This is a genomic window from Ferruginibacter paludis (assembly GCF_030409685.1).
Taxonomy (GTDB): Bacteria; Bacteroidota; Bacteroidia; order Chitinophagales; family Chitinophagaceae; genus Ferruginibacter; species Ferruginibacter paludis.
In genome coordinates this window covers 293,421-305,681 of sequence record NZ_JAUFQJ010000008.1, presented here as the reverse complement: position 1 = coordinate 305,681, position 12,261 = coordinate 293,421, and the positions used below count along the sequence as shown (strand labels likewise).

General features: G+C 40.1%; 9 protein-coding genes. 3 read left to right on the top strand and 6 right to left on the bottom strand.

Annotated features, from left to right (window positions below):
* Positions 1-203: 203 nt before the first annotated feature.
* Entirely contained in the window at positions 204-1,028 is an 825-nt protein-coding gene (locus tag QWZ08_RS16685) for a universal stress protein (RefSeq protein WP_290338633.1), read from the top strand.
* A 146-nt stretch (positions 1,029-1,174) separates the two neighbouring features.
* Here QWZ08_RS16685 and QWZ08_RS16680 read toward each other — a convergent pair whose 3' ends face one another.
* From QWZ08_RS16680 to QWZ08_RS16670, 3 genes are read right to left on the bottom strand one after another with little or no spacing between them, the layout of a single operon-like run.
* Positions 1,175-2,215, bottom strand: coding sequence for an adenylate/guanylate cyclase domain-containing protein (locus QWZ08_RS16680; RefSeq protein WP_290338632.1), 1,041 nt, complete (start codon positions 2,213-2,215; stop codon positions 1,175-1,177).
* Entirely contained in the window at positions 2,215-2,589 is a 375-nt protein-coding gene (locus tag QWZ08_RS16675) for a response regulator (protein WP_290338630.1), read from the bottom strand. The genes QWZ08_RS16680 and QWZ08_RS16675 overlap by 1 nt, the downstream gene beginning before the upstream one ends.
* 18 nt (positions 2,590-2,607) lie before the next feature.
* The gene (locus QWZ08_RS16670) at positions 2,608-3,987 is read right to left on the bottom strand and encodes a sensor histidine kinase (RefSeq protein ID WP_290338629.1); all 1,380 of its coding nucleotides are present in this window, start codon (positions 3,985-3,987) and stop codon (positions 2,608-2,610) included.
* A gap of 298 nt (positions 3,988-4,285) precedes the next feature.
* On the opposite strand from QWZ08_RS16670, the gene QWZ08_RS16665 reads away from it, so the two are divergent.
* Positions 4,286-5,551, top strand: coding sequence for a Pycsar system effector family protein (locus QWZ08_RS16665; protein ID WP_290338628.1), 1,266 nt, complete (start codon positions 4,286-4,288; stop codon positions 5,549-5,551).
* A gap of 66 nt (positions 5,552-5,617) precedes the next feature.
* Positions 5,618-6,448, top strand: a complete 831-nt coding sequence (locus tag QWZ08_RS16660) for an SdiA-regulated domain-containing protein (protein WP_290338627.1) — start codon at positions 5,618-5,620, stop codon at positions 6,446-6,448.
* A 4-nt stretch (positions 6,449-6,452) separates the two neighbouring features.
* On the opposite strand, the gene QWZ08_RS16655 is transcribed toward QWZ08_RS16660, so the two are convergent.
* The 3 genes from QWZ08_RS16655 to QWZ08_RS16645 all read right to left on the bottom strand — a co-directional run bounded on the left by QWZ08_RS16655 (position 6,453) and on the right by QWZ08_RS16645 (position 12,254).
* Positions 6,453-7,625 carry a hypothetical protein gene (locus tag QWZ08_RS16655; protein ID WP_290338626.1) on the bottom strand — a complete coding sequence of 391 codons (1,173 nt, stop codon included), beginning with the start codon at positions 7,623-7,625 and terminating at the stop codon, positions 6,453-6,455.
* A 409-nt stretch (positions 7,626-8,034) separates the two neighbouring features.
* Positions 8,035-10,191: an ATP-binding protein gene (locus tag QWZ08_RS16650; protein WP_290338625.1), complete on the bottom strand. Its 2,157-nt coding sequence runs from the start codon at positions 10,189-10,191 to the stop codon at positions 8,035-8,037.
* Entirely contained in the window at positions 10,188-12,254 is a 2,067-nt protein-coding gene (locus tag QWZ08_RS16645) for a tetratricopeptide repeat protein (protein WP_290338624.1), read from the bottom strand. Before QWZ08_RS16645 ends, QWZ08_RS16650 begins: the two co-directional genes overlap by 4 nt.
* Between the last annotated feature and the right edge of the window lie 7 nt (positions 12,255-12,261).

Here is a 12,261-nt window from a genome sequence, read left to right as displayed (position 1 = left end):
TTTGATTACAAAGGGTAAGGCAAATAAAAGGATTAGCAATGTTTAATAAAAATACCTTTTAAATGCATGCAACCTTGATTTTATTTTACGAACGGTACTTAGCATCATACATGCTCTTTTAATAAAAATCATATTGTGCGGTGATTGATATCATTGGGATAAGGCTGTATATAATGGTACTTTTAAATCCTAAAAAGTTTATCATGAAAGCCATCATAGTTCCTGTAGATTTTTCAACAACAGCTGCCAACGCAGCTGAGTTTGCCGGCAACCTGGCCGCGTTTTATGGCGCCGATCTTTTACTGTACAATGCGTACGAAATTCCGGTTGCATTAAGTGAATATGCCTACCCGGTATTTGATGTGGGCGAAATGCAAAAAGCAGCCATTCATGAGCTGGAAATTCTTAAAGAAAACACAAAGGCAAAGGTGCGGGGCAGCATCAACATTAATATAAAAGCAGAAATGATCACACTCGAAACTGGCCTGCAAACCTTGTGCGCTGAAATCAACCCCAGTCTTGTTGTGATGGGCCTGTCAGGCAAGAACGCACTTACCCGTTTGATTGTAGGCAGTAACACCATCAAGGCAATTCACTATTTAAAATACCCGATACTGGTAGTGCCGCCCAAAGCTGAGTTTATTCCCATCCGGAAAATAGGACTGGCCTGTGATTATAAAAAAGTCGTAGAGTCTACGCCATTAGCACTGCTCAAAAAAATCGTAACAGATTTCAGGGCTGAGCTGCATGTATTAAATGTAGATTTTGAGAACATGCATTTTCAACCAGGGATGCTAAAAGAAAGTTTTGTGTTATCTGAAATGCTGAAGGAGCTTAAACCAGAATATCACAGCATAGAGTCTGCCGATGTTATCAACGGACTAAACAATTTTGCAATTCATTCTAAATTAGACTGGATTGTAGTGATACCCAAAAAACACTCTGTGGTACAAAAAATATTCGCCCGCAGCCAAACGCAACAATTGTTATATCATACCACCATACCAATACTGTGTATACATGAGTAAAGAACAATTTTAATTTGTTGATGACAATAGAGTCATGCTGGTTGGTGCAGCAATGAGCAGCCATATACATGACTCTTTTCCTTACATCAGCTTCAATTAATTTTGTGAAAAATGGTAGAATTCATTTACAGGCCGAGATAAACAAATCAATCCAGTACCTCATACACATTCATCGGATGTGCTTTATTTTTAAGCGAAATTTCTCCTACTTTACGGCAGTTAAAAGACTCCTTTATTTTTTCATAGGTCTGTTCGCTGATTAATATCTGGCCTGGTGTGGCAGCGGCCTGCAGTCGCTGTGCTGTATTAACAGTATCACCAATAACGGTATAATCCAGCCTGCGCAGACTGGCTGCCCCGATGTTGCCGGAAATCATCTCACCGCTGTTGATACCGATGGAAACCTTCGGCGTAAATGCAACTTTATCGTTAAGTGATGGCAACTTTTCTACCTGTGCTTTTGCGGCGAGGCAGGCATCAATCGCCCGGTCTAAATGGTACTTGCCCCTGAACACAGCCATTATCGCATCGCCAATAAATTTATCGATGTAGCCCTCATTTGCAATTACTTCTTTAACCATCACGTCGAAATATTTATTCAATAATTTAACGACGGTATCGGGCGATTCGGTTTCGCTGATGGAAGTAAAGCTGCAGATATCCATAAAAACAACAGTGGCGTCAATCGTTTCATTGGCAGTAAGTGACGACTCAAATTCATGACTGCCCATAAAATTCAGCACGGTTTCGTCCACATACATTTTAAGGATGTTATTTTCTTTGATGGCTTTCAGCGTTTCCCTTAACTGGGTAACATGTTTAATTGTTTTTATAATCGTGAGCGAGAGGTCTTCAAAGTTAATTGGTTTGGTTATAAAATCGAAAGCGCCGCGGTTCATTGCCGTGCGAATATTTTCCATATCGCCATAGGCCGAAACAATGACCGATTTTATAAGCGGGCTTGATTCATTGAGCCTGCTGAGTAATGTCAGGCCATCCATTTCCGGCATATTAATGTCGCTCAATACAATGTCAACATCCGGATGCTGCTGTATTTTATCCAGGGCATCATTGCCATTGGCAGCAAAAATAAATTCGTATTGCTGCTCCCTTATCTTCTGCCTGAATTTTTGTTTGATGAGCATTTCCAAATCTGCCTCGTCATCTGCTACCAATATTTTTGCCATCAGTAAATCAATTTAAATTTTTCTTTTAATAAAGTAAAGTCAACCGGCTTGGTTAAAAAATCGTCGGCACCCAGTTGTTTGGCCATATTAAAATTTTCCGCGTCACCGTAAGCAGTAATCATCATCACCATTGGAGGTGGTTTGTGGTATTTTTGTTTGATGTGTCCCAGTAATTCCAGCCCACTCATGCCAGGCATATTGATATCGCTTAAAATTAATACGGCTTCATGCTCGTGTTGATTTAAATATATCAAAGCGTCTTCACCTGAAAATGCGAAAACAAATTCAAGCGATTTGTCTTTTATCTCTTTTCTGAACCGTTGCTCAAACAGGGTTTGAATATCCCGTTCGTCATCTACTACTAGTATTTTCATTGGTTAAATATATAGCATTTATGCTGGTAATAATATAGTGAATTCTGTTCCTGTTCCTTCTGATGTATGAACGGTCAATTGGCCGCCATGACCCTTGGTAATGATATCATAACTCATGCTTAAACCAAGCCCGGTGCCCTGGCCCGTGGGTTTGGTGGTAAAAAACGGTTGAAATATCTTATCCATAATATTTGCCGGAATGCCGGGCCCGTTATCTCTCACCGTAAGGGAAACAAGGGTTCCTTCATCTTCCGTTGGCGGTATCAGCGCCGTAGTAACCCAAACTGTCGGGGTTTTATGGTTTGCTGCAACTGTATCGTCAGGTAATGCGGAAGGTTGTGAGGCCGCGTAGAACGCATTGGTAATTAAGTTTAAAATTACGCGGCCAATATCCTGTGGAATTACGTTGATAGGGGGGATGTAGCGGTCAAAATCTGTTTTCATTGCGGCGTTGAACGATTTGTCTTTTGCCCGCAAACCATGGTAGGCCAGTCTTAAATATTCATCTGCCAGTTTGTTGATATCGGTTGGTTCTTTAATACCATTGCTGTTGCGGCTGTGCTGCAGCATGCCTTTCACAATTGAATCCGCCCTTTTGCCATGATGATTTATTTTTTGCTCATTTGCCGCAATGTCGGCTGCAATGGCAAGTACTTCTTCCGAATCTCCTTTGGCGATCGCCTCCTTCATTTCTTCAATTAGTTCAGTGTTTACTTCCGAAAAATTATTAATGAAGTTTAACGGGTTTTGAATTTCGTGAGCTATGCCGGCTGTTAGTTCGCCCAGCGATGCCAGTTTTTCTGATTGAATCAGCTGCGCCTGGGTGGTCTTTAATTCAGTCAATGCCTCTTCCAGCGTTTCTTTTTGACTGGTCAGTTCTGCTGTGCGTTCTGCCACTTGTATTTCCAGTTGGGCTTTCATGGAAGCCATGAATTTATTCTTTTGCTCTTCTTCGTGCGTTTTTGATTGCTCTTTTATAAGTGCCTTTCTTTGTTTGTTATTGATGATTAACAAGGCTATCATCCAGATAAAAGCAAAAAAACTGGCGGCTTCAAAAAAATAATGAATCTTATTGTAAAATGAAATGCTGATCAATTTAAAAACGTCTTCTACAAAACTTACTAAAATCAACGGCAGTACTGCAAACATCGTAGGCCGCTCGGAACTAAATTCATCATTTAAATAAATGATCCCCAAAACAACGGCCACTACGCCATTTGCAATCCAGCCGGAAAGCGGCTTTAAAAAATTAAATGAAGCCTGCACCGTAAATAACGCAATGCACACAAACATAAGCCCAAGCAGTATTTTTTCCCATTGGGGGAAGGCTGTTTTTGTCTTAAATTTTTTGCGCAGCCGCAGGATGATAAAAAATGCAATAAAAATCTGTAAATCCATTGGTGTCTTATTGTGTTAAATGTATCACGGGAAAAAAAGGTGATAACCGTAACTGCCATTTGTTCAACTAAATTAAAGAAAATAAAGCACCTTTTGCTTATGCAAAAAGCTTATCAGCCAAACAACTAAAACGTAAAGGCTTTGTTTATATATTAAGCGTCTCTGCCTGGATTCTATCAGCCCTGTCATTTTGTTTACCTCGTTATACAAACTCGTTAAAGTAAACAGGCTCTTTGGTTTTTAATTGATTTTAATCACACGATATTAATATATTTATACCGGAATATGAGGATTTGAAATGCGGCAATCAACCATCCCTGATATTTTACACAACATGCAGTACGGTGAAATTTTAAACAAGGCGGAAAATTATATCAGTGAATTGTACAGGCTGAATGCTGCAAAAAACTTGTACTATCACAACTATCAGCATGCTATGGAAGTGCTGGACAATGCGAAGAAAATTGCCGCACATTACCAGCTGAACGATCAGTTGTTCTTTATTGTTTGTGCCGCGGCTTGTTTTCATGATTCCGGCATACTGGTGCCAGGTGACTTATTGCATGAAGATAAAAGTGCCACCCTGGCGGATGAATTTTTTCAGCAAGCCGGCGTAGAACAGGCCGATATCGCGGCCATAAAAAGGTGCATACTGGCAACAAAAATGCCGCAGCAGCCACAGACACTGGAAGAACAGATTATTTGCGATGCCGATTTGTTTAACCTTGGCACTGCTGAGTTTAAAGAAAAAAACAAACAACTGAAAAAGGAAACAGAAGCAAGAACAAACACAAAAATAGACGGGATTGCCTGGCGGGCGTCGTCCGTCAGCTTGCTTGAAAATCACCGATACCATACAACTTATTGCCAGGAGTTACTCAATGAAACCAAGGCGCAAAACCTCGCCTGGTTAAAAAGTAAACAACAGGAAAAATTACTGGAACTGCAACGGGCGGCTGCAGAACCATTGAACGAGGCTGGTAGTGCCGCCGATAGCGGCATCCCTGGAAAGAAAAATAAAATAAAAGAAAAAGACAAGCCTGTAAAAGGGATTGAAACCATGTTCAGGATATCAGCGGCCAATAATGTGCGGATAAGTGTAATGGCGGATAATAAGGCCCATATAATGATTACGGTAAACTCTATTATTCTTTCTGTTTTACTGGGATTGGTTTTAAAAAATCCGGATGAAAATCCGCATGTGCTGATACCCTCGTTTATTTTGCTGGCGGTGAGTGTAACTACTATTATTTATTCTGTACTGGCCACCCGCCCACATATTGGAGATGGCGAATTTACCAAAGAGCAGGTAGAAAAGAAATCGGTCAACCTGTTGTATTTCGGCAGCTTTTACAAGATGAATTTCAGGGAGTACAACGAAGGTATCAAGGCAATGATGGGTGACAGCGAATTTTTATACGGCAGTCTTACAAAGGACATTTTCTGGCAAGGAAAAGTGCTGGGCCGCAAATATCGCTTATTGCGGATTTCGTACACCATTTTTATGTACGGCCTTATTGCAGCTGTGGTTGCGTATGCCATCTCTGCTATTGTTTACAGGTAACAGTACTATTAACATGCACGTATGCTTAAACCTATCTTACTATCAGCAAACAGTTTTTTTTGTTTAATGACAGTATTGGTATGTGCCAATTGTAACAGCTCCGCACAATTTGGAAGCCCGGCGGGGTACGACTTTACCCGCCCTTCAAAAAAAACATTGCCAGCAGTTTTACATGAAATTTCAGGGATTGCAGTTGATAAACAAACCGACAGTTCATTATTGGCTATTGAGGATGAAGATGGAAAACTGTTTTCTTTTTCAATGAACGACAAAGCGCTCCGGTATTCAAAATTTGGAAAGAAGGGAGATTATGAAGATGTGACCATTTTAAAAAACAACCAGGTTGCTGTACTAAAAAGCGATGGTTCAATTTTCCTTTTTCGTGAAGCGGCTATGCAAAATGAAAAGATAGACAGTGTGCAGATTTACGACCACATTTTGCCTGAAGGCGAATATGAAGGTTTGTTTGCCGATGATAATACACTTATCACGTTATGTAAAAACTGCCCGGGCGATAAGCAGAAAAAGGAAGTATCTGTTTACAAATTGCAACCGGCAGCATTGGATTCATTGCATATGCTAAACTCTTTTCAGATAGATATATCAGCCATACAGGCAAAGGATGAGGATGGAAAAATTAAATTTCATCCATCCGGTATTGCAAAGCATCCTGTAACAAAAGAATGGTTCATCATCTCATCGGTAAATAAACTGTTGCTGGTGTTAGACGGGGATTGGAAAGTTAAAACCTATTTTAAACTCAACCCGGCGCTGTTCAATCAACCGGAAGGTATCAGTTTTAACAGCAAGGGCGATTTGTATATCAGCAACGAAGGGGGCGAAGGAGCAGCTACGGTATTGTTTTTTAAGTATTTGCCCGGCGGTATTGTAAAATAACCATTCAATCTTCTTTCAGCCCTTTTATCACTACATTGCCGGTACCGTTTTTATCACAGGGATAACCGAATTCTTTTTTCATTTTGGCTGCGTTGTTTATTACGGCATAAAATTCATCCAGGTATTTAACGGTAGTTTTTTTATATTTTTCATCCAGCAAAGTACAGTTTGTATAAATTGAATAGATGTCGTTTTTAATATGGTTGTATAAAGCAACGGCACTGTCGAATTTTGAAAAATTGTTTATGCAATAGCCTCTGTACCGCCGCTCTCTTACACTATTCATCAATAGCTCTTCTGCGGGTTTTGCATAGGGCGTGTTAACGATTCCGGCATGATCAAAATCGTATGGAACAGCTACTGGTATTGCATTGGAGTCGGCGGCTATCAGTTTAATATTCTGCAGGTATTGAACCGACCAATCTGTATTACCAATGAGGTATTCAAAAACTGACATCATTAAAAACGAATCGGTTTCGGTATCTTCTGGTTGTAATTTTTTTGATAGAGGAATGCTGTTATTTCTTTTAGCCATTTGCTTTTCTTCTTCCAGGAAAACGGCAAAAAATGACGCTGCCATTTTTTTGCCGTTATTATCCAGCATATTTATTTTTACCAACCTCGCCCTAAAACTTTTAGGCGTAACCAGGTTATAGAGTTTGTACACCAGCCATTCCCTTATCACATATTCGTCGCCCTGGCAGGGCATTACCAGTTTTATTTTATCCTGGTCTTTAAACACAGATAATTTAAAAAGATCGTTTTGTGTAAAATGTATTGACAAAGGCGGATACAAACAATTCTCTTTCAGCTTACGAAAATGTCCGCGGGTTTTTCCCTGGGCATTAAGCGTTACTTCTGAGCTGTCATCCTGCCGGCAGGCAATGTTAATTGGATATAACTGGGGGTTTTCCGTTCTGTCATTTAGCAAGTCACGAAGGTTGCCGGAGAGGGTAATTTCCAGTACCTGGTCGCTGTCAAACAAGCCGGGGGAAACTTTTTTTAGCGATGCTGTCACAGACGAAGGCGGTTGGCACCGGGTGCAAATAGCAATAAAAAGCAAGCAGGCAGCAGCCATGGATCGCAGAAATATTTTCATTTGTATGTATTTGATAATTGAAAATGAATCGTTGTGCTTGCTCATGGATAAGTTGTTTTTGGAAGGGGCATCTTTCATACCCAATTTTTAAAGAAACAACTCTTTTAAAGTTACCGTATTTATTGCATAAAAGAAATAGCCCTCTTTAAACAGGATACGTTTACCTACCGGCTATCACGGCTGGTATCCACCTATATTTTTCAGTCCTTTTCTTTCACCAGGCTTCTTCCTTCAGCCTTGCCGGTGGGGCAGCAGTGGTTAATTTCAGCGCTTTACCACTATAAAGCTTAGTGGAGTTAAAATGGAACCTATATAAAACTTCGGTAATGCTGTCACAATGAGCTTACGGCTTTTATCATCTTTTGCAATTGCCAGTTTATGTTGAACGTTATCCCGTATTAGGTCTGTCCCGCCTGCCTGTTTAAAAGATCGTTCCTCCAACAACAAGGACAGAATTGTGATTGGAAACGTTTTTAATTTCTGCCTTTTAATTTGGTAATTGAATGATAAACTTACTTCCGTTACCTTCCGTCGTCTCCACCTTCAATTCTCCGCCGTGTGCCTTTACAATATCGTAGGCCAATGATAAGCCTAAACCCGTTCCCTGGCCTGTAGGTTTGGTGGTGAAAAAGGGTTGAAATATTTTGTCTATAATGTTTTTCGGAATGCCGTTACCGTTGTCACTAATGGATATAGTAAAGCCCCCATTTGCTTTTTTTGTTTGCACCAGAACAGAAGGATGATAACTTTCATCAGCTACCAGCTTTTTTTCTGTAACCGCATAAAAAGCATTGTTAAATAAATTTAATAATACCCTTCCAATATCCTGCGGGATGATATTTATTTTTCCGATACCTTCATCAAATGCTGTGCTCATTGTTGTATTAAAAGATTTGTCTTTTGCACGAAGACCGTGGTAGGATAAACGTAAATATTCATCGCACAATGCATTGATATCTGTTGGTTCTTTTGTACCTGTTGTTTGCCTTGAATGTTGCAGCATTCCTTTTACAATGGCGTCGGCACGTTTACCATGATGGTTTATTTTTTCTTCATTTGCTTTGATATCATTTGAGATATTTATTGCTTCGTCAACATTGCCGGACTTTAATTCAGTTTGTAATTCATCAATCATTTCTTTATTTACTTCACTAAAATTATTGACAAAGTTCAATGGGTTCTGAATTTCGTGTGCTATGCCGGCCGTTAACTCCCCGAGTGAGGCCATCTTTTCTGATTGTATAAGTTGTGACTGAGTGGATTTAAGTTCTGATAGTGATTGGCTTAAGGCTGCCGTTCTTTCTCCAACCTGTTTTTCGAGTGTCTCGTTTTGGGCGGCAAGAATTTGCTGTTTTTCCTGCTCCTGTTCCAGGCTTTTTTGCGAGAGCTGGTTTACCTGTATTAGTTTTAAGCGCAAATCACGATTTGCTGATCTGAATTCCCATGCAAGGTGAAGTGCGTAGGTCAACGGAATCCCTAATTGTGGAAAAATGAGTTGTATAAGAAGCACCTCCGGAGTGTAAACGGGAAACCAGTGAAACACGTCGAGAACTATGAGGAAAAAGCCAGCCTGCTGTATGAGAAAACCAGTGAGTAAAAGCCCAAAACCGGTAGCTTTATTTTTAAACCCGAGCATAAACATCCTGACAATTTCAACGTAGCACAGTAATGTGGCTATGACTGATAAAAAAGAAAAATGAGTAAATATTACCCCCGCCACACATACAAGCATACCTGCAATTACAAGCCATGTGCGCCTGGGCATCTTCCCCTGGTAGTATAAAGCATACAAAATAAGCAACACAAAGAAATTAAGCCATGCTGATGTTATTGCCCCGGTATTACTTGCTCTTACCAACGGCGCCCATTCGTTTTCGCTGAGCAAATAATACACAGAGGTTAATACCACACAAAAATCCAGCAATAATAGCATGGTAATCAGGCTGGCCAATCGCTTTGGATAAAAGATCCAGACGAAAAAAAAGTAGAGGCAAAATATAAAAATGATACCGATTGATACCGGTAAAGACGAAGTGTTTGCCAAAACAGATGCCGGCTCAACCCAGGGAGGCGAAATCAATAATCGAAAACCCGGGTGCTGATTAGCGTAACCTGGGTTGCCTGCATGAAAGTTTGAATAATGCACCAACAGCTGATGATAAAACTGGTTATCCAAATCAATTATAACCGGTGTGCGGGGTACGTAAATTTTTTCATTTTTCATCTCACTGCCAACCATCCCATACCGCTTAATTAATTTGCCATCCATAAAAATTTCGGATGCTCCGAATTGCCACATGCGGAGCGCCACTGGTTTACCTCTTAATTGGTCAGGAACAGTAATTTTTTTTGCATACCAGCCATTACCAAGCTTTTCCAGTCGCTTGTTTGTACTGTCCAGCAATAACTCCGTATTTACCAATTGCCAGCCAGTGTTATTTGAATCTGTTGCCGGCAAACTATTTCCCGGATGAAATAACCAGAGTGAATCTACCGGTAAATCATTATAGCGGTTGTTAGCTGCTAACCAATATCCTTTATCTTCAAAGTTCTGGGCGCTGCACACAAAACCAGAAAGCAAAAGACATGGCAGTATACATGCTACCCATACTTTTTTGATTCTGTAAATTGAAAAGATAATCATGCGGGCAATTTTTCGGGTAAGGAAATTGTGAACATGCTTCCTTCGCCAGCTTTCGTCTCCGCTTTCAACTCCCCACTGTGCGCTTTTACAATATCATACGCCAATGACAATCCTAAGCCGGTTCCCTGCCCGGTGGGTTTGGTGGTAAAGAAAGGTTGAAATATTTTATCAATAATCTTTTGCGGAATGCCGTTTCCGTTATCACTTACAATGATTTCTACCAGTTGATTTTTCTTTATTGTAGTTACAGAAACCGTGGGTTCGTATTCTCCGGTATCTTGTATCTTCTTTTCAGCAACAGCGTAAAAGGCATTGTTGATTAAATTTAATAATGCTCTGCCGATATCCTGCGGAATAACATGGATGTTACCGATCGTTTCATCATACGCTGTTTTCAATGTTGCATTGAACATTTTGTCTTTTGCCCGAAGGCCGTGGAAAGCCAACCGCAGATATTCATCACACAAAGAATTTATATTGGTTGGTTCTTTATGGCCCGTGCTGCTGCGACTGTGCTGCAACATTCCTTTTACAATCGCATCAGCACGTTTGCCATGATGATTTATTTTTTCTTCATTGGCTATTACATCATCTGCCAGTGTTTTAGCTTCATCAATATTTCCTTTCTCCAGTTCATCTTTCATTTCAGCCAGAATTTCTTTATTAACTTCTGAAAAATTATTGACAAAGTTTAAGGGGTTTTGAATTTCGTGTGCAATGCCTGCGGTGAGCTCTCCAAGGCTTGCCATTTTTTCACGCTGAATTAATTGTGATTGGGTTTCTTTCAGTTCCGTAAGGGTTGATTGTATTTCTTCTTTTTGCCGGTTGGTTTCTTCGTATAAACCAGCCAGCTCTACATTGCGCAACCGATATATTTCCGCCTCATTTTTTGCGTTTTCTACTTTATGAGAAATCTCAAGGTGTTGAATTTTTTGATTCAGACTATCTGTATGAATTTGTTTAAATAAACTAATATAGATTTCAATGTGTGCAAGCGCTTCCTGGTGAAGATTAAATTGTTTACAGGCTTCATAGAATCCCAAATGAATTTTAGCAAGCAAATCAAGGGCTTTGATTTCTTCCCCCAACTGCAGCGCATGATTCAGTAACGCAATCACATTGTTGCGAAGTTGCTCAGTAATATTTTCTTTTAATTGAAGTTCTGCCAAAAACAACATTACTTCAGCCTGTCCTCTTTTATCCTGAATAACCTTCCGGATGGCTAAACTTTCATTGTAATAGGTATTTGCTTTTTGGTAATCTGCTAACTCTTTACAAATATTTCCCAGGTTAACGAGCGCATTGCCCTCGCCTTTTTTATCGTCTACAGAATTAGAAATAGACAATGCCCTCGAACAGAACTCCAGCGCTTTTTTATACTCTTTTAATTTATAGTGTATGATGCCCATATTATCCAGGCATCCTGCTTGTCCCCATAGGTCGCCTAATTTTTGACGGGACTCGAGGCTCTCCTGGTAATATTCGATTGCATTGGTAAAATCACCCATTTCAAAATAAATGAGCCCTATTAGATTTAAGCAATATGATTTTGGCATCAGCAGGTCATGCTCACGGGCTACAGACAAGCCTTGCAGAAGATAAGTGAGTGCAGTTTCAAAGTCGCCCAAATACTTATAGGTTGCTCCCAGGTGATAACTAGTAAGCGACTCACCCTCTTTATTACCAGTTTGCTGTCTTATGGCTAACGCTTTAAAAAGATAATCCAATGAAGCAGCATAGTTTCCGTAGCTACGTTGTATAATACCATGGTATTCATAAACTGAGGTCTGACCATTCAAATCATGCAGTGATTCAAATAAAGGCAATGCTTTATCACAATACGCAAGCGCCTCCTGGTGCTTTGAAAGGCGAATCAGCGTGAAAGCAAAAGTGCGGTATCCTTCTGCCTTCCCTTTTACATAATTTATTTCTTCAGCAAGCTGGAAGGCTTCCCTGCTAAGTTCATGGGCCCTGGTGGAGTCTGCTACACGTATTTCCCACGCAAGTTTATTTAGCTGGTCTATTTTTTCTGATGCTGAAACGTAGCCTTCTTTATTTTCCATATAGGTA